The sequence below is a fragment of the Petrotoga sp. 9T1HF07.CasAA.8.2 genome, from assembly GCF_002895585.1.
Classification (GTDB): Bacteria; Thermotogota; Thermotogae; order Petrotogales; family Petrotogaceae; genus Petrotoga; species Petrotoga mobilis.
In genome coordinates, this window is the sequence record NZ_AZRI01000029.1 from 47,541 (window position 1) to 67,003 (window position 19,463).

The window sequence follows — 19,463 nt, forward strand, 5'->3', positions numbered from 1 at the left end:
TTTATTTATCCTAAAGAATACGGAAAAGATCCAATAGAAGCAATATGAGCTACTATCAGCAGTACCAGTACAATCACAAACATATACCATTTTGCATGAAACATCCTGAGAGTCTTTTTAAACTTTGAACTTGCTTTTGTAAACCTCATGGTAAAACCTGCAAACACCATCCACCCCATCACAGCTATAAGTATCCAGTGAAATACTGAAGCATACTGCAACATTAAAACACCATGTGCTAAAGCTGCAATAAATGCGGCAACATTTCCTAAATAATGCACATAGTGCCATCTATTTCTCATTTTGTCTAGCCATTTCCAGTGCTTTTTTGGTGAAACCAATTGATTAATAAGATGAAAAAATACATAAAGATTAGCGATGAAAAAAAGTGCCGCTGCAATCGTTCCCATGGTTAAACCCAATGATATATTTGCTGGAATCTCTTGCATATATCTACTACCCCCTATTTTCAAATTTATTTTTGAAGCTCATATTCATTATTTATTCAATACTTTGGCAAATATTCAAAAAAAACGCTCCCTTCCCACCTTCTGGAGGAAGTGCTTTTATTGATAATTTGATTATACCATATCTTTTCGAAGGTGTGTTATCTTATCACACAAATCCTGTATAATGAGTTTTAGCGCCCCTTCGCCCCGCAGCCCGCCCATAAGGATGAAAAAGTTTCAACCCCTTCGTCCAGCAGCCCGCCCATAAGAATGAAAGAGTTTCAGCTTCTCCACCCCGCTTCTCACCCAAAAGGAAATGGGACCTCTGCGCACAGTTGACATTTTTGAAATTATATAGTAAAATAAGCAATGGAGGGCCTAAAGAATCTCGTGCACGTAATGGTGCTTGGCACTTTAATAGTGCGAAATTCCGCATTAAGTCGGATATTATATTTTTTTGATAACCAGGCCCTCCATTTTTGACCCCAAAATTGGGGTTTTTTGTATGTATTCTCATAACGAAATCAATTGCCGGTGTAGCTCAACGGTAGAGCGGCTCATTCGTAATGAGTAGGTTGGGGGTTCAAATCCCTTCACCGGCTCCACCATATTTTTAGTAGTCAAAGCGTCTTGAGACGCTGTTTTGTTTTTCTAGGCACTGTCAGAGTGTTAACTGAAAGGAGAAGAGGAAGTGATACTCCAAGATTTTGAGAAAAAAATATTTAAATTTATAAGAGACTATAAAATTTTTAACAAATATGATAAAATTCTATTAGGAGTTTCCGGTGGAAAAGATTCAATGTCTTTGCTTCATGTAATGTTTAAATTATCTAAAATTATGGGATTTGAAATAGCTGTAGCCCATTTAAACCATGGTATGAGAGAAGAAGCTGATAATGACGAAGCTTTTGTGAGACAAGCTTGTTGGAAATTAAATGTACCTTTTTTTTCTAAAAAAGCGGATGTCTTTACATATTCAAAAGAAAACAAGGTAGGCGTAGAAGTAGCGGGAAGAAATTTAAGATATGAGTTTTTTTATGAAACATTAAGAAGATTAAGTTATAATAAAATAGCGACCGCCCATCATATGGATGATTTATTTGAAACGATGATTTACAGAATTTTGAGAGGAACAGGTATATATGGATTAGGCGGCTTAATCCCTATAGAAGAAGAAATAACTAAACCAATGTTATGTATCGACTTGGAAGAAATCAAAAATTATGTTACAATTAATAATATAGAGTATGTGGAAGATAAGTACAATTATTCTTTGGATTATGCCAGAAATAAGATAAGATATGAAATTACCCCATTATTTAAGAAGATCAACCCAAGCTACAAAGAAAGTTTCTTTAGACTTGCAAAAATCATATGGAGTTACAGGGAAGAAGTTAAAAGGAAGTTTGAAGAAAGAAGTGAAATAAGTGAAGACTCTTTAAAATTAAAATTAGAAAATGACTTTTTTGATGCCGAAATAATAAGAATTGCGTTTTTGAAGTTTGGTAAATACCCGCCAAATATGGAAGAAACAGAGAAAATCATAAAAATGCGTAACGGTGGAGTAAGAAAGATAAATGGAGTAAGTATAACGAAAAAAAGTGATTCTCTGCTAGTTAAAATGTAATAAAATTATAGAATTGAGAAAAGAGGAGGTCTAGTCTTGCAAAATAAAAGAAACCAATCTAGAGTTCTTTGGCTATTATTAATATATATAACAATAGGTATTTTTATATATGTTGGAGTTAACAGCCTTATTGGTACTCCAGATGTTTCAAAAATAGAATATAGTGAGTTAGTTCAAATGTTGGAAGATAAAAAGATTGTTTCTCTAGAAATAGAAGACTCTGGTTACGCAAGAGCAAGAGATAATAGAGGACTTTATTATGAAACATATGCCCCAACTCTTTTATCAGACCAACAATACGTTTATGGGCTTGCAAATCAAGGAATAGAGATTAAATATGTCAGAAGTTTAGAAAATAGTTGGTGGATCTCTATTTTAACGTTTCTTTTGCCTGTTTTCTTACTTATTTTTCTTTTCACCCTTTTGTTTCGATCAAGCGGGGGTGGTGCAAATCAAGGTATGAATTTCATAAAAAGTCCCGCTAAAAAATATGATCCGAAAAAAACCCGCACTACTTTTAACGACGTTGCGGGAGTTAAGGAAGCAAAAGAAGAATTAACAGACGTTGTAAAATTTTTGAAGGATCCAAAGGTTTTTAATAGGCTCGGCGCTAGAATGCCGAAAGGTGTGCTTTTAGTAGGGGAACCAGGCACAGGTAAAACTTTACTTGCTAGAGCAGTGGCTGGAGAGGCAGGCGTACCATTTTTTTATATCAGTGGTTCTGATTTTGTGGAACTTTTTGTTGGGGTAGGAGCCGCAAGAGTTCGAGATCTTTTCAACCAAGCTAAGGCAAACGCACCTGCTATTATTTTTATTGATGAAATAGATGCAGTTGGTAGGCAAAGAGGATCAGGTCTTGGAGGAGGTCATGATGAAAGGGAGCAAACCCTTAATTCCATATTAGTAGAAATGGATGGATTCGATCCAAGCATTGGAATAATAGTTATGGCAGCTACAAATAGGCCTGATGTTCTAGACAAAGCTTTGTTAAGACCGGGAAGATTCGATAAAAAAGTGGTAATTGATAGACCTGATGCTGAAGGAAGGAAGGATATCTTAAAGATTCACTTTAGAGGCAAGAAAATAGCCCCAGATGTTGATTTAGACGTGTTAGCCAGAGCTACTCCTGGATTTGTTGGAGCGGATTTAGAAAATTTAGTCAACGAAGCGGCACTTTTGGCAGCAAGAAATGGAGAAAAGTTCATAACAATGAAGGATTGCGAAGAAGCTATCGAAAGGGTTATAGTTGGGCCCGAGAGGAAAACGCGAGTGCTTTCCGAACAAGAAAAAGAAGTCGTTGCATTTCATGAACTAGGTCATGCTATTTTAGGAACTATTTTACCAAATGCCGACCCTGTACACAAGGTAACAATTATTCCTCGAGGTTATGCAGCCTTAGGGTATACCTTACAGTTACCTTCTGAAGATAGATATCTGATGAATAAATCTGAAATACTTGATGATATTGCGGTAATGTTAGCTGGTAGAGCCGCAGAAGAAATCATATTCGATGAAATTACCAGTGGAGCTGAAAATGACCTAAAGCGAGCTACAGAAATGGCTCGAAGGATGGTAGAAAGTTTTGGCATGAGCGAAAAAATAGGTCCTGTAGCTTGGGCTAGCGAAAGTGAGGAAACTTTTTTAGCACGTGAACTATTTAGAGAAAAAAACTATTCTGATGAAACTGCAAAAGAATTGGATTCTGAGGTAAAGCAAATAATAAATAAAAGCTATGAAAAGGCTAAATCTGTCTTGTTAGAGAACAAAGAGAAACTTCACCTAATTGCCCAATATCTTTTGAAAAAGGAAACTATCTCAGGTGAGGAACTAAGAGAATTATTACAGAAAGATACAGACGACTTAAAGGAATATGTGGAAAATCTTGGAGTATCCTCAACTCAAGAAGAAGCAAAGGTGGTAAATTATGAGTACCTTTCTAGAGAAAATAATCTCATTGAAAGGAAAGGAATTTAATTATTCCTTTAAAGTAAAAGATGAAAGTTATTTATGGTCAGAAGATGAAGAAGTTGTAAGCTTTCATGCTTTAAGCACCTCTTCTCTTTTAGAAGAGATACATAAATGTACTTATAATATTATAAAAGATCTTTTGGAGAAAGATCAAGTTTCTGTAGTTTCACATAGTTGTATAGATCATCTGTCTTCTACCCCTTACTCTTTTAAGGTATTCATAAAGTTAAAAATAACAGATGTATCCTACAATAAAGTACATTTTCAGGGAGAAGCTTTTGATGAAATCAACAAAATTGCAACTTTTGAATTAACTCGAAATATAGTTTCTAAAAAGATCCTGAGAAAAAACTTAAATCAAAAAATGGAGAGTATAAATTTGTCAGGACAAATTTCTGAGCGTTACACATGAAGATGAGTCTTCGTTAAATAAGTTAACCAAAAAAATATCCCAAAGGGGGGAAAGAAAAGTGGCAAAAAAAAGTATTATGATAGTAGAAGACGATCCGGCGATCTCTGAAATGTTATCTTTGAACTTGACTAAAGAAGGCTACGAAGTATTAACGGCTGTGTCTGCTGATGAGGCTTTAAAGAAATTAGAGGAAAAGGATACCGACTTTTTCATAGTGGATATTATGTTACCAGGTTCAATGGATGGATTTGATCTAATTAGAATCTTGAAATCCAGCGAAGATTATCGAAATACGCCAGTACTCATATTGAGTGCTAAAGATGATGCTGCGGATAAAGTAGCTGGGTTAGAACTTGGGAGCGATGATTATGTCACTAAGCCTTTTAATGTACGAGAACTAATTGCAAGAATTAAAAGCATATTTAGGAGACAAGCTGCATCAGCTCAAATGAAAGAAGAAGGACCCAAAAAAATTACAGCCAAGGATTTAATCATCGACACTGAAAGACTAGAAGTTTGGGTAGGAGGAAATCCAGTTAGCCTTACCCCGTTAGAATTCGACTTGTTAGTTTTTCTTGCTAAAAATGAAGGAAAGGTCTTTAGTAGAGATGTATTGTTGGATAAATTGTGGGGGTATGACTACTACGGGGATACAAGAACAGTAGACGTTCATATCAGAAGGTTGAGAACAAAAATTGAAGAAGATCCTTCCAATCCAAAATACATAATTACAGTAAGAGGGAAAGGATACAAATTCAGAGATCCTGGAAAGGAAAGAAACTACTAAATATTCAATGGCAGAGGGTAATACCTCTGCCTTTTTTCCAATTGGATTTTATTAATAAACTGGGTGAAAATATTGGTCAATATATATATAATTATTATTTCATTGCTTATTATCACAAATATTTTATTTATATATGCTTATTCAAGAAAGAGAAAAGAAGAAAGTGCTCATCAACGGTTTAAAAATCAGATTGCAAAAAGCATAAATATAAACATAAAAAATCCAGTTGATGATTTTCTTTTGCATCAATTAAATTCATATATTAAAAATTTGGAAGAAAAATACAAATCCGAAAAATACAAAAGAAGGAACATATTTTCGATTCTAGACACCCTTTCTGAAGGAATAATATTGATTTCCCATAATCAAAATGAAATTATCAGGGTGGATTTTGCTAATTCTTTTGCCAAAAATATTTTCACAACAGAAAATTTTGTGGGTAGGTCATTAACAGAGGTAGTTGATAATCATAATCTCATTGAATTGGCTTTAAAAAGTTTTAAAACTGATAAAGACTTGGAAGAAGAGACTTCATTCTATTATCCGGAAAAAAAATACTTCAGATGTCAAGTTAAATCAATAAATGTTGATAATTATAGAGTTATTATTTTGTTAGATATCACGAAAGAAAAAAATTTAGAAGATCTAAGAAGAGAATTCTTAACCATCATGTCGCATGAAATGCGGACACCCTTATCCGTCATAAGCGGATATTTAGAAACGATACTGCACGAACCTAATTTAGACGAAGAAATTTACAAACCATTAAAAAAAATAGAAGAAGAAATTTCGAGATTAACTAGGATGTTTAACGACCTTTTAGATATAGAGAGATTGGAAAAAAATATAGGAGAAGAAAAAAGATTTGTATATTTCAATTTCTCTAATACGGTTAAGAGAGCTTTCGATTTCTTTAAAATTGTTGCTGATAAGATGTCCATTGAGTTTGAAGAACAAATAGAAGATGATCTATACGTTTTCGGTAATGAAGATAGACTCCTTCAGGTAGTGTATAATATCTTAGACAATTCTTTTAAATTCACAGCTTTAAAGGAAAAAGGCGAAAAGAGGGTATGGTTAAGATTGTACAAAAATGACAACAATATAATTTTGGAAATCGAAGATACAGGAATAGGCATACCTTCAAAAGAGTTAAAAAGGATTTTCGATCTATTTTACAGAGTAGACAAATCCAGAAGCAGGCAAGTACCTGGCTTAGGTATTGGTTTGTACATAGTGAAAACAGTTTTGGATAACCACAATGCAAGAATATATTTAGACAGTGAAGAAAACAACGGTACATTGTTTCAAGTCATCCTTCCTATCAAAACAAATAATGAAACGGAGGCTTAAAGTTGAGAGCATACGATATTATAAAAAATAAAAGGGATGCTAAAGAAAATACAAAAGAAGAAATAGAATTTATGATCAATGGCTATTTAGAAAACCGTATTCCAGACTATCAAGTTTCTTCCTGGTTAATGGCTATCTTCTTCAACCATTTAACAGAGGAAGAAAGTTATAATATAACTGATGTAATGCTTAAAAGTGGAGATATTATAGACTTATCAAAAATCACAGGTAAAAAAATTGACAAACACTCTACTGGAGGCGTTGGAGACAAAACTACAATAGCGATAGCACCTATGGTTGCCTCATTAGGTGTTAAAATAGCCAAATTATCAGGCAGATCCTTAGGGCATACCGGAGGAACTATAGACAAGCTTGAATCTATTCCCGGTTTTAAAACCTCTCTAACCACTGAAGAATTCTTTGAAATAGCCAATAATGTAGGAATTGTTGTGGCAGGCCAGACTGGAAATATAGCCCCAGCTGATAAAAAATTATATTCATTAAGGGATTCTACCGCAACCGTTGAAGAACTATCCTTAATAGCTTCCAGTATAATGAGTAAAAAGCTCGCCATAACCAGTGACGGAATCCTTTTGGATATCAAAGTGGGTTCAGGGGCGTTCATGAAAAACATTGAAGATGCCAAAGAGTTGGGCAGAATCATGCTAAAGATCGCAAAAAGATACGATAAAAATACTGTTGCTTTAATTACCAATATGGATCAACCTTTGGGAGATAACGTTGGAAACGCTTTGGAGGTAATGGAAGCAATAGATACAGTCAAAGGAAAAGGCCCGAAAGATTTTTCTGAGTTATGTTTAGAAATCTCTTCTTATATGGCTTCTTTATCTGGTATAATAACCTATGAAGAAGCGAAGAAAAAATTAATAGAAAACATAGAACGTGGTATAGTAAAAGAAAAAATGAAAGAATGGATAAAAGCTCAGGGCGGAAAAGAAGAAGTAGTTGATGATCCTATTAAATATCTTAATATAGCACCAAAAACTTTAGAATTCAAGGCGAAGGAACAAGGATATATAACCTTTATTGATACTGAAAAAATAGGTTTAGCGTCGATGGTATTAGGTGCTGGTAGACAAAAAAAAGAAGATGTCATCGATAAAACTGTTGGTCTAACAATTAACAAAAAGCTTGGTGATAAAGTTGAAGAAGGAGAGACAATAGCCAAGATGTTTGTAAGCGACAAGAGTGACGTTGATGCCTCTTTAAAGCTTTTAAATGAGGCTTACACAATCAGTAAAGAAAGACCTAAAAATATAAATAAAAATGTAATTCTTGATGTTTTGTTTTCTGATGAAAAAAGTTAATTGGACGGAGGATCATTCTTTGATGAAAAAGCTTATCTTTCTATTCTTCCTAATAATTTTAGCAATAAATTTATTTTCTGAAGAAGCTATTTTTATATCTCAAAAAAATCCTCCCCTGAGTATGGAAGCTATAAAAAATCAGGATTATTTTTATATTAATGTTGATTATCTTTCCAAATATGATAGCATGGTAATGAATCGCACTTCCAGAATAATGTATATAATATACAATAAAAATGTTTTAGAAATTAGTTTGAATGATTTCTACTCCAAAATAAATTTTATAAACAAATACAATAATTCCGTACTTATTATTGATGAAAATGTATACATAAGAGATGATGTCTTATCTACATTCTTACAGTTGAATAATTTTAAAGATATTGACACTATTTTCTTCTATTCAGAAATTCCTAAAATAACTACCTGTAATGTGAGTACAAGTGAAATCAAAATTGAACTTAATTCATATCTCTCAGAAAGTTCGATAACTTTGACTAGAATAACAAAAGATGGAGATTACTTATTAAGCATAAAACCTGTCGCACCTATGGAAAGTATTCCAAATAATCTCGACTATTCATACTCAAACAATACTGCTTATTTAAAGTTCAAGAGTGATTTCAACTATGAAGTTAATTTAAATGGGAAAAATTTATCTATTATTATCGATAAAAAAATTATTCCTACCATTACTGATGCAGATAAAACCACATCTGAAAATGAAGGACTTCAATACATTGAAAAAACCGAAGAATTAAACGGACAAAGGTTAAAAATTTACCAATTAATCGTCGATCCAAAAATATATCAAATAAAAGTCGATTTGAATAATTTAGGAACTCGCTCTGATGTGTATTCTTTTTTAAAAGAGAAAAATCCCATTTTTTCTGTTAATGCTTCTTTTTTTGATCCTCAAACCTTAGAGCCGGTTGGGAATATAATATCCGACGGCATTTTATTACATTTGAGTTCTTATTCACGACCTGCCTTAATTATAGGTACAAATTTTCTTGACATTGACTATATTAAATTAGAATACCAGTTAAATATTGATAATTTACTTTTTTGGATAAAATCTATTAATTCTACCTGGAAAGGAGACGTTAAATTATACACACATCATTATAAAGGAAACATAGCGGAAACAGAAGAGAATTATGTTTTTTTCTTAATTGATGAAAATAACCGTATTATATCAAAAAACAAAACTACTCCTTCTGAAGGTGAAAAACTAATACTTATAGATAAAAAATACGAAAAATATCTAGGAAATATATCTTTGGGAACTAAAGTTAATTTCACGCTTAATAAAAGTGAAAATTTGTCAAACGATCCTGTTTTACTTTTAGAGGGAGGGCCCATATTGATACATTCCAAATATACCCAAGAACAACTAGATGCCGAAAAGAAAAGCTACTCCAATGGAATAATCTATGGCAAAGCCCCCAGAACTGTAGTAGCGCTAGATAAAGAACAAAATATCAATTTAATGGTAATTGAAGGACTTGATAATCCGGAAACAGGTCTTACATACGACGAAACAAGAAACCTGCTATTTAAAATTGGTGAGTTTGAAGTTGCAATGATGCTAGATGGTGGTAGTTCTTCTATAGTTTATTACGAGGGTGAAATACAAAATTTCAAAAACGAAAAAACACGTAATTATATTCCCGTGCTTTTAAGTGTTTATAAAAAAATCCCGTAGTTAAGAAATAGATTTAGAATGGAGGGGTAATAGTGAGTGAATATAACGCTGAAAAAAAGAGGATCATAGGATTCTTTGGACATCATGGATGTGGCAAAACTACCCTTATGGACGATGTCCTTGTAAATCTTGGACTAACTGATAGAATAGGTCAAAGACATTTAGACAAGGATCCTGTTGAAAAAGAAAAAGGAGCAACCTTTTCTAACCACATTTTCTCGTTCGATTTAGATGATTCAAGGATGTACTTTTTTGATACCCCAGGATCTTTAGATTTTATAGGAGATATACAAATAGCTTTAAACGCCGTGGACAACGTAGTTATAGTAATAAACGCTTCTTCTGGTGTGGAAGTAACAACAGAAAGAATTTGGAATATGGCAAGAGAATTAAATAAACCGATCGTATTTTATGTAAACCAAATGGATAAAGAAGGCGTTAACTTCGGAAACTTAATTGAAGAACTCAAAGAAAGTTTTGAGGACGAAATAAGAATAGTTCCTTTCCAGGTTCCCATAGGCGAAGGCTCGGATTTTAAAGGTATTATAAATCTTTTATCAAATGACGTATTTATATATGAAGAAGGAACAGGTAAATCCTCCAAACAAAGTGAAATCCCTGATAATGCTAAAGACTATTTGGAAAGATTTCATTCTGAAATAATAGAAGATATTGTTGAAACCAACGAAGAACTAATGGAAAAATATTTTGAATCCGGCGAAGAAGGATTAAGTCAAGAAGAATTGATTTCCTCACTTCATAAAGCGTATGATGAAGATAAAATAATTCCTGTATTCATTGGATCTGCTTTAAAAAACATCGGTTTTGATCAATTGATAAAGGCTTTAATGAGTTTCGGAATGACCCCGCTTGAAAGAAAGTTTCACACTGAAGAAGGCAGTGAGATTTCTTCCCAAGAAGATGGTCAGTTTTTAGGTATCATCGTTAAAAATGAAGTAGACCCGTTCGTTGGAAAACTCACCTATCTAAGGGTTATTAGCGGTTCTTTAAAAGCCGGTTCTAGTATCTATATTGTTGAAGAATCCACAAGAGAAAAGATTTCCCATATCAACATACCTAGATTTGATAAGAACGAAGAAGTCGAAGTCGCTGGTGTTGGCGATATCTTAGTTATACCTAAGCTAAAATCGAGTAAAATAAATCAAACCGTATCCAGTGAAGAAACGTCAAATAGGCTGAAATTACCAGAATTTCCAGAACCGATGATATCTAAGTCTATAGTCCCTAATTCTAAAAATGAAATAGACAAAATTACTGAATCGTTGGCAAAAATTGCAGAGTCAGATCCAACATTTAAATGGGAATTCGATGCGGAAACTGGAGAAACGGTCATAAGTGGAATGGGAACCATTCACTTAGAAATAATGATAGAGAAATTGAAGAAAAATTTCGGCATTGATTTTGAGGTAGGAAAACCAAAAATTGCTTACAAGGAAACCATAAGAAATAAATCCCAGGCAGAATACAAACACAAAAAACAAACTGGAGGTCATGGTCAATACGGTCACGTTAAAATAGAAATTGAACCGCTGGAAAGAGGAAAAGGTTATGAATTTGTTGATAAAATCGTTGGAGGAGTTATCCCAAAAAATTTCATACCATCCGTAGACAAAGGTATCAGAGAAGCTATCAAAAAAGGTGTTTTGGCTGGTTTTCCTGTTGTTGATATTAGGGTCACTCTTTTTGATGGCTCTTACCATGAAGTTGACTCTTCAGATATTTCATTTCAAATAGCTGCAAGGCACGCATTTAAAATAGCTATGGAAAGCGACACACCGGTTATTTTAGAACCAATTATGCATGTTGAAATATTCTTACCCACTGAAAACACAGGAGATGTTATCGGTGAAGTTACAGCTAAAAGGGGAAGGCCTTTAGGAATGGAATCAGCCGGGAAAGGATACGATAAGATAGTGGCTGAAATTCCATTGGCTGAAATGCTGGATTTTTCACCTCGTCTCAGTTCTATCTCCTCAGGAAAGGGTTATTTTACCATGAAATTTTCCCATTATTCAGAAGTCAGCCCTGATATACAAAACAAAATAATAGAAGAAAGAAAAAAGGAAGAAGAATTACAAAAATAAAATGGGGCTATGCCCCATTTTTATATATCTTTTGCAGCTTTGTGCAAAATGGTTTTTTAAGTTTGCCGCATTGTGCAAACTGTGGCACTTCAAAACTAAGATTTTCATTTTAAAAGGGTCACAGGACAAATAAATAAAAAGGAGAGATGTATGGTGTCTATTACAACAAAAACAGGTGATAAGGGTGAAACTTCTCTTTGGAGTGGAGAAAGAGTATCAAAAGACGACCTAAGGGTTGAAGCCTACGGTACCGTAGATGAATTAAACTCATTCCTTTCCGAAGCAAGTCATTATTTGAAATCTCATGAAGTAAAAAAAATAATAAACGAAGTACAGAATAATCTATTTAAAGTAGCAGGAGAATTAGCTTCCAAAAGTCAAACATATAAATATCCCATTCAAGAAGAAGATGCCCTTAAAATTACGAATTATGTTTATGAATTTGAAAACAGGTTAGATTTAAAGGGATTTGTAATACCCGGAAGAACTTTGCAATCTGCAAAGTTAGATATTTGTAGAACTATAGCTCGAAGAGCAGAAAGACGAATTATCGCTTTAGACAAAAAAGAACCTGTATCAGAGCCATTAAAAAAATATGCAAATAGATTATCTGATCTGTTATTTGTATTAGCTCGTTTTGAAGAGTACATAGAAGATAAAATTGAATTCAAAAAATGGTGAGGGAATTAAAATGTTCTGCATCAAATTAGAATTGAAAATTAGGTTGTTTGGAATTGGTTCTTTGAAAGACAAAAGATCGGTAGTGAAAACACTTATAAACTCACTTAGAAAAAAGTACAATGTGTGTGCTCTAGAAGGGAATTATAACGACTCGAAAAATTACTTGGGAATATTCGTATCGTCGTTAAGTCAAAGCAGAGATTATTTACTAAACCTTATTGAACAGATTGAGGATGACATCGAACTTAATTATGGTTTAGAAGTTGAAAGGGAAGATTACACAATTTTTTAATTGTTATATGACCGCATAGTTAGGAGGTTATAATTTGGATTTAACCAGAATTATAGAAGAATTAAAAATGTATTTAAAAGCAACTATTAAATCTAAAAAAAGATTAGAACATATCTACAACGTTGTCAATTTCTCCATAAAATTAGCCCAAATCCACAAACTTCCAGAAAGAAAAGTGGAAGTCGCCGCGTTAGGACACGATTTGTTTCGAGATGTAGATCCAGGCAGGTTAATCAAATTGGCGGAGTTTTATAAAATTCCACTTGATAAATTCGATAAAAATCGCCCCATTCTCTTGCATGGAAAAGTAAGTGCGGAATTTTTGGCAAGGAAATTCCTTATTGACGATGATATATACCAAGCGATATATTATCACACGAGCGGTTATGAAAAAATGGGAGATATAGGAAAAGCGCTTGTTATTTCCGATTCAGCAGGAGATGACAGGAATTTTGAAGGCGTTGAAGAACTAAGAAAGGTATCAATCATATCTTTGAATGAAGGGTACAAATTAGCGATTAAAAACAAAATAAGCTATGCATTAGCTAAAGAGAGATACATATTGGAAGATACATATAAGACATGGAACGCACTGTGTCAAATTTGAGGATTTGTATCAATTTCCACCTAAGCCATATTCGTTTTCTGTATTATTCAACACATAAATTCTATTACTGGAAGGCAAAAATACTAACGGGTCGTAATTTGTATCGGCCTTTTTAACTTCGAAGTGAAGGTGAGGACCTGTACTTAAACCTGTATTTCCCACTCTTGCTATCATTTCGCCTTTTTCGACATATTGACCCTCATACACATTTATTTGAGAAAGATGACCGTAAACATAAGAACCATTGGAAGATTCTATTTCAACCATCAAACCATATCCGCCATTTTCGCCAACGAATTTTACTTCTCCCGCTTCAACACAAAAAACGGGTGTGCCAATAGGTGCTGCAAGATCGATCCCTTCATGAAAAGAAGGCTCTTTAGTAATAGGGTGAATCCTATATCCATAAAGAGAAGAAATCGTACCATAAACCGGCCATATTATACTTCTTTCGTTATTAAAAGCTTTTCCTACAACACTTTTAGGGATAAAAAGTTTTTGATTAACAAAAATAGTTGTTGTAGCAAGATTGTTCGCTTTAACTATATCAGAAACGCTTGTGAAAAACAATTTAGCGATATAAGTTAGATTATCTCCCTTTTTGACTTCATAGATATACCCTTCCGGTTGAGGAATCGATATTACTTGCCCAATTTTTAAATTGTTTGGAGATAAATTAGGATTCCAATCTAAAATAGTTGAAATGGATACGTTGTATTCAATTGATATACTATACAATGTTTCATTACTTTTAATTTGATGTTCAACGATAGAATAAGACGAAAAGGCTACTACAGCCAAAATTGAGAAAGTAAAAAATACAGCCGCTCTTTTAAGACTGCCCAAAAGTTGTCTTCCCCCTTACTGATTCAACAGGTTAATAAAGAATACGAATTTATTATACCATATGATAATCTTTATCTAGTAAAAAAATAATTAACAATTCCTAAATTTACTTTCTCTTATTTTGATTTTTCTAATCATTGACATCTATTAAAATTGGTGTTAGAATAGAAAAATCTCTTCTGAGAAAAGCCTATGATTGCCACTATGGTAAAAATGGGCTTTAATTTTTTAAATATCTTCCTAAAATGGGGGAATATTTTTAATATGAATCTATTTTATTTAATCCCAGCTATATTGTTAGGATGGTCTTTAGGTTCCAACAATTCTTCCAATGTATTTGGACCAGCTGTGGCTTCTGGATTAGTTCCTTACAAAAAAGCTATCATAATCTCTGCATTTTTTGTTTTTGTCGGCTCTGTAGTTGGTGGGAGAAATGGGTTAAACACCTTAGGGGCTTTGACTAATTTAAGTGTTGAACTACTATCATTAGCCTTATTTTGTGCTTTTTTAACGATGATTTTTATGAGTTTGATTGGGCTTCCCGCATCTGCTACCCAGGCTGTTGTGGGCTCCCTGATTGGTTTAAGTATTCTAAAAGGAGATTTCAACTCATCTATTTTAACAAGAATTTTCGTTTCGTGGATACTTACTCCTATTGGTGCCTTGGTCTTCGCTTTCATATTATATAGACTTTTGGCTCTAACATTTAGAAAATTTTTGGGGATCACAGCCCAAGATAGATTCTTAAAAGTGCTAACATGGATCGTCATTTGTTATAGTGCATACTCATTAGGAGCTAACAACGTTGCAAACGTCACTGGAGTATTTGCAAAGGTTTTATTTACCCCTTTTCTTTTACTCATTATAGGTGGTACTTCAATAGCAATTGGAATTTTAACTACCAATAAAAAGGTTTTGTATACCATAGGGAAAGGGATTGTCGAATTGGATCATTTTTCTTCATCCGTATCGATTTTGGGGGCAGGGGTTACCCTGTGGATCTACTCCTTAGTTGGTGTCCCTATCAGTGCTGCACAGGCTACAATAGGTGCTATTGTGGGTGTTGGATTAGCGGCAGGTACTAGAACTTTTGATACTACTACTATAATGAAAGTAATTTTTGGTTGGGTAGGAACACCTATGATTTCTGGAATTATTTCACTTACAGTGTTATTTCTAATTCAATTATTATCTTAAAAAGAGGGGAGTTGCTAAACTCCCCCTTTTTTATTTTGAAAATTGTTTGTCCATTATATATTGGTCTATTCCTTGAGCCGCTTTGTGCCCGTCTGCAACTCCATGAATTACATCTGGCCCATGCACTATATCGCCACCTGCAAACAACCATGGTACACCTTCTACTTGTCCGTACTCGTTTGTTTTTATCCTTCCTCTTTCTATCTTCATGTTATTTTGGATCTCTTCCGGCAAATAGCTGTAATCCGGAGCCTGTCCAACAGTCATTACCACCATATCCGCATTTATCGTAATAGTGTTACTTTCATCGTATTTTGGATTGAATCTTCCGTTTTCGTCGAATACTTCCACACATTTCCTAAATAACACACCTTTCACTTCTCCATTTTCAACTATTACCTTCACGGGACCCCATCCTGGATGGAAAATTACCCCTTCTTCTCCGCCTTCAACAATCTCGTCTTCATCAGCAGGCATCTCATCAAAGTTTCTCTCTAAACTGAGGACATGTACTTCAGATTTATTATATTCCATGTTTTGGAGTCTGAGCATGGACCTTGCAACATCCATGGCAACATTTCCTCCCCCTATTACTACAAGGGATTTCGGTATATATGGTTTTGGCCCTTCTCCTCTGACGTAATTTTTCATTTCTTCTAAAATTGTCAAAGAATCAAAGACTTTTTCATGATCAGATCCTTCGATGGGAAGCTTTCTACCTTTGTTGAATCCAGTTGAAACAAATATTACATCGTTTTTTGCTTTTAATTCTTCTAAAGTGATATCCTTTCCAACTTTTGTATTCGTTATTATCTTTACTCCCAGTGATTTTATGTAATTTACATCTTGCTCAAAAGCCGTGTCTGGAAGTCTATAAGCAGGACCTCCATAATTAAGAACACCGCCTGGCCTGTTCTTTTCCTCATAAACAGTTATTTCATATCCCATTAAAGACAAGAAATAAGCTGCAGAAAGTCCGGCAGGTCCAGCTCCAACGATGGCAACCTTAGCATTAGCCTTTTTTATAATTTCCTGATCTAAAATCTCTGGATATTTATCCTGTGGAACGTTATCCACTATATATCTTTTCAACCATCTTATGGCTATAGGTTCTCCTCTGTGACCTATGGTACAAGCTGTTTCACATCGATGAGTACAAATTCTACCGCATACCGCGGGCAAAGGATTTGTTTTATAAAGATCTTTCAAACCCGTTTGAAGATCATCTGTATATATATCTTTTATGTAATCTGCTATGTTCATATGTGCTGGACATGTCTTTTCACAAATACTACATTCCACACATCTTGAAGCCTCTTTTACAGCTTGTTCTTTTGAAAATCCTTTAACCATCTCTATGAATGAGGTTTTTCTGATTTCTGGTGGATCAATTTCCATCTCTTTTCTTTCTAAGTCAAGTAGGTCTGAATCTTCATCTCTAACATAACCTAAAGGCTTTTTAATTCCATGGATCCCGTCATCCGTGGGAATAAAAAAGAAGGTGTTTGGATCTTTAGATATATGTACATATTCTTTGGTCATCTGCAATGAGCCAGTGGTACATATATCCACACATAGACCACAAAAGCTGCATCTTCCATAATCTATGGCAGGCCTTTGTGGTTTAGAGCCTTCTACATCTGGGAGCTCTTCGAAATCTATCATTGTTATAGCATCCGTCGGACATATTTTTGAACAAGTACCACAACCGATACATTTTTCCCAGTCGTTTATATGAAAACCTCTATATCTATCCGAAGCCTCTCGAGGTGTCATTAAGATATCTTCCATAGGAACACTAACAGGCTTTTTAGTAAGGTATTTCCAGGCCCTTGCTGGAGCAAAAAAACTTTTTTCAGGTGTATTCATCATATTCACCTCTTCCTTTAATTTTTATCTATCTATTTCAGGAGCACAGACACCCATTGTATCCATCCAAAGCGCTGCATCCTCTATCCTTGTACCGGGCAAATATTTTTCTACCCCCAATAAACCTTGTGGATAGGATGCTCCTCTAACAGCAACTCTATAGGGTTTATCTTCTCCTTCTGAAACCATATAATAACCATATTCTCCTCTTGTGCACTCGATATGAGTGTAAACTTGACCCTTTGGAACACGCCACCTTAAAGCACTTCCACTAGATATTTTGTTCCATACTTTACCTTTTTTGGGCATTTTTTCAATTACCTGTCTTATTATTTTTATGCTCTGATACGTTTCGAGGTATTTGAAATACACCCTTGTATATCCATCTGAGTAGTTTGCGGTTGGGACAGAGAATTCTACTTGGTCATACCTTGCATATGGGTCTACTTTTCTAATATCGTATGCTTCTCCCACAGCTGATCTCATGCCTATCCCAGTAACTCCTAACTCCCAAACAACCTCTGCAGGTAGCAACAGCTTATCTTTGGTTCTTCTTTGAAAGAGGGAGTTCTTGAGAATCAAATCTTCGTATTCTGGAAGTCGATTTTCTAAATAATCGAGAAAACTCTTTATTTTCTCAATAGTTTCATCACTCAAATCCTTTCTTACGCCACCTGGCACAATATACATATGGTAAACTCTTGCCCCTGTTATCTCTTCAAAGATATCCAATATAAGATCTCTATCTGCGAGTCCCCAATTGGGTCCAGTGTAGAGTCCAACAGGTCCCCCTATTCCTCCAAGCGACATTAGATGGTTTGCGATTCTTGCTAGTTCTAAGATTATCATCCTTATCCAATGAGCTTTTTCAGGGACTTCAATTCCTGTTAACTCCTCTATCGCCATGGCGTAAACCATCTCATTAATGTCAGGTTCTGGTACGCAAATCCTTGGTATGAGTGCAAGATTATTCATCCAAAGTCTTCTTTCCATAAGTTTTTCAAATCCTCTATGCAACATACCAGGCATAGGCCTTGCCCTGACGATGGTATCCCCATCAACATACATATGTACACTGAAATTCCCGTGCATTCCGGGATGATTTGGCCCCAAGTATAATTTAAGTTCTTTCATTTATTCCACCTTCTTTTATGGCTTCTTTTACTGCGTTTTTGGAAAGTTCCACGTCATACTTTCTATCAGGGAATTTACGCTTAGAATACTCTAACGGGTCAAAATCTTTTCTCATAGGTGGTTTATCATCCCATAATTCTAAGAACAACGGTTTTTCAGAATCTGAATTACCTTCAAACTTCACACCAAAGAACTCATGGATATCCCTTTCGTAGTATCTGGCTCCAGGGAAAATATCTATGATGCTGATATATTCCGGATTTTTTCTATCTATCTTTGTTTTTACTAAAAAAGTAATTCCATTTGTCCAGTTGAACAAAACATAAGCTAGTTCAAATTTGTTTTCTTCAATCCAATCAATACAGGTTATCAAACTTAACTGTTTCCAACCTTTGTCCTTTAAATAAGTCAATATCATTGGTACATTATTTTGATCAACAACTAAACTTATTTCATTTTTCTTTGGTGTGGTGAAATCTTTTATATCGAAATTTTTCTCAAGAATGCTTATCATCTCTTTGGCATCATTCGTGGAATTCATCCTTTACATACACCTCCCCTAAAGAACGGATTTGATTATTTCGATACCAATCGTAATTCTCAACATATTTTTTCCATCCGTTGGCTTCGCCTTTTGTTATCATGTTTTCAAGCGTTTTGAAAGTATTCATTATAGCTTCAGGCCTTGGCATACATCCGGCAAGGTAGAGATCAACTGGAAGATAATAATCCAGCCTGTTGATCACCGCATAGGAATCATAGTATATTCCCCCGTTTAAAGTACAAGACCCAAACCCTACAAGATATTTTGGAGTCATCATTTGTTCATAAGTGTATATAACTCTTCTTAAAGTTTTAACGCTTAAATAACCTGTTATCAGCAGAACATCTGCTTGACGAGGTGTTGCCATAGGTCCCATACCCAATCTTTCCATGTCGAATCTTGCTGTCATTGTTGGCGGAAGTTCTACCGCGCCACAACCTGTGCAATAATGAAGCATCCATAAAGATTTGCCTCTGAAGATATTCTTTATCTTTTCCCAAAAAGTTATGGTATCGTTTAAATCTTCTTCGAAGATATTCATCTGCTCTATTTTCTC

General features: G+C 34.4%; 18 protein-coding genes and 1 tRNA gene. 13 read left to right on the plus strand and 6 right to left on the minus strand.

Features of this window, described 5'->3' with window-relative positions; all coding sequences use genetic code 11:
- Positions 1-5: 5 nt before the first annotated feature.
- Positions 6-449 (minus strand): hypothetical protein, encoded by a 444-nt coding sequence (locus tag X925_RS06075; RefSeq protein WP_233187748.1) that lies wholly within the window; start codon positions 447-449, stop codon positions 6-8.
- A gap of 530 nt (positions 450-979) precedes the next feature.
- Here X925_RS06075 and X925_RS06085 point away from each other — a divergent pair.
- The 12 genes from X925_RS06085 (at position 980) to yqeK (ending at position 13,317) form a co-directional block, all read left to right on the plus strand.
- Positions 980-1,054: transfer RNA gene (locus tag X925_RS06085), tRNA-Thr, on the plus strand.
- A gap of 86 nt (positions 1,055-1,140) precedes the next feature.
- A complete protein-coding gene (tilS, locus tag X925_RS06090) occupies positions 1,141-2,076 on the plus strand; it encodes a tRNA lysidine(34) synthetase TilS (RefSeq protein WP_121959435.1) in 936 nt (311 codons plus the stop codon).
- A 36-nt stretch (positions 2,077-2,112) separates the two neighbouring features.
- Positions 2,113-4,050 carry an ATP-dependent zinc metalloprotease FtsH gene (gene ftsH, locus X925_RS06095; RefSeq protein WP_121959436.1) on the plus strand — a complete coding sequence of 646 codons (1,938 nt, stop codon included), beginning with the start codon at positions 2,113-2,115 and terminating at the stop codon, positions 4,048-4,050.
- Positions 4,001-4,456, plus strand: a complete 456-nt coding sequence (locus X925_RS06100) for a thioesterase family protein (protein ID WP_121959437.1) — start codon at positions 4,001-4,003, stop codon at positions 4,454-4,456. Before ftsH ends, X925_RS06100 begins: the two co-directional genes overlap by 50 nt.
- Positions 4,457-4,514: 58 nt before the next feature.
- A complete protein-coding gene (locus tag X925_RS06105; protein ID WP_121959438.1) occupies positions 4,515-5,243 on the plus strand; it encodes a response regulator transcription factor in 729 nt (242 codons plus the stop codon).
- A gap of 72 nt (positions 5,244-5,315) precedes the next feature.
- Positions 5,316-6,596, plus strand: a complete 1,281-nt coding sequence (locus X925_RS06110; protein WP_121959439.1) for an ATP-binding protein — start codon at positions 5,316-5,318, stop codon at positions 6,594-6,596.
- A 2-nt stretch (positions 6,597-6,598) separates the two neighbouring features.
- Positions 6,599-7,924, plus strand: a complete 1,326-nt coding sequence (locus tag X925_RS06115) for a thymidine phosphorylase (RefSeq protein ID WP_121959440.1) — start codon at positions 6,599-6,601, stop codon at positions 7,922-7,924.
- A 22-nt stretch (positions 7,925-7,946) separates the two neighbouring features.
- A complete protein-coding gene (locus tag X925_RS06120) occupies positions 7,947-9,632 on the plus strand; it encodes a phosphodiester glycosidase family protein (protein WP_233187749.1) in 1,686 nt (561 codons plus the stop codon).
- Positions 9,633-9,664: 32 nt separating this feature from the next.
- Entirely contained in the window at positions 9,665-11,737 is a 2,073-nt protein-coding gene (fusA, locus tag X925_RS06125; RefSeq protein WP_121959442.1) for an elongation factor G, read from the plus strand.
- A gap of 153 nt (positions 11,738-11,890) precedes the next feature.
- Positions 11,891-12,418 carry a cob(I)yrinic acid a,c-diamide adenosyltransferase gene (locus X925_RS06130; RefSeq protein ID WP_041534059.1) on the plus strand — a complete coding sequence of 176 codons (528 nt, stop codon included), beginning with the start codon at positions 11,891-11,893 and terminating at the stop codon, positions 12,416-12,418.
- Between the two features lie 10 nt (positions 12,419-12,428).
- On the plus strand, positions 12,429-12,710 hold the full coding sequence (locus X925_RS06135) for a DUF503 domain-containing protein (RefSeq protein WP_012208707.1): 282 nt from the start codon (positions 12,429-12,431) through the stop codon (positions 12,708-12,710).
- A 34-nt stretch (positions 12,711-12,744) separates the two neighbouring features.
- On the plus strand, positions 12,745-13,317 hold the full coding sequence (gene yqeK / locus X925_RS06140) for a bis(5'-nucleosyl)-tetraphosphatase (symmetrical) YqeK (RefSeq protein ID WP_121959443.1): 573 nt from the start codon (positions 12,745-12,747) through the stop codon (positions 13,315-13,317).
- A gap of 9 nt (positions 13,318-13,326) precedes the next feature.
- Here the strand turns inward: yqeK and X925_RS06145 are convergent, their stop codons facing one another.
- Positions 13,327-14,163: a M23 family metallopeptidase gene (locus tag X925_RS06145; RefSeq protein WP_121959444.1), complete on the minus strand. Its 837-nt coding sequence runs from the start codon at positions 14,161-14,163 to the stop codon at positions 13,327-13,329.
- A 264-nt stretch (positions 14,164-14,427) separates the two neighbouring features.
- Between X925_RS06145 and X925_RS06150 the strand changes: the two genes are divergently transcribed.
- Positions 14,428-15,360 carry an inorganic phosphate transporter gene (locus X925_RS06150; protein WP_121959445.1) on the plus strand — a complete coding sequence of 311 codons (933 nt, stop codon included), beginning with the start codon at positions 14,428-14,430 and terminating at the stop codon, positions 15,358-15,360.
- 30 nt (positions 15,361-15,390) lie between these two features.
- Here the strand turns inward: X925_RS06150 and X925_RS06155 are convergent, their stop codons facing one another.
- Genes X925_RS06155 through X925_RS06170 form a run of 4 tightly spaced genes read right to left on the minus strand, consistent with a single transcriptional unit; the run spans position 15,391 to position 19,448 of the window.
- Positions 15,391-17,229: an FAD-dependent oxidoreductase gene (locus tag X925_RS06155; protein WP_121959446.1), complete on the minus strand. Its 1,839-nt coding sequence runs from the start codon at positions 17,227-17,229 to the stop codon at positions 15,391-15,393.
- A 24-nt stretch (positions 17,230-17,253) separates the two neighbouring features.
- The gene (locus X925_RS06160) at positions 17,254-18,363 is read right to left on the minus strand and encodes an NADH-quinone oxidoreductase subunit D (protein ID WP_121959447.1); all 1,110 of its coding nucleotides are present in this window, start codon (positions 18,361-18,363) and stop codon (positions 17,254-17,256) included.
- Complete coding sequence (locus X925_RS06165; protein ID WP_121959448.1) at positions 18,350-18,904, minus strand: NADH-quinone oxidoreductase subunit C; 555 nt, start codon at positions 18,902-18,904, stop codon at positions 18,350-18,352. The genes X925_RS06160 and X925_RS06165 overlap by 14 nt, the downstream gene beginning before the upstream one ends.
- Complete coding sequence (locus X925_RS06170; protein WP_103064976.1) at positions 18,888-19,448, minus strand: NADH-quinone oxidoreductase subunit B family protein; 561 nt, start codon at positions 19,446-19,448, stop codon at positions 18,888-18,890. The genes X925_RS06165 and X925_RS06170 overlap by 17 nt, the downstream gene beginning before the upstream one ends.
- Between the last annotated feature and the right edge of the window lie 15 nt (positions 19,449-19,463).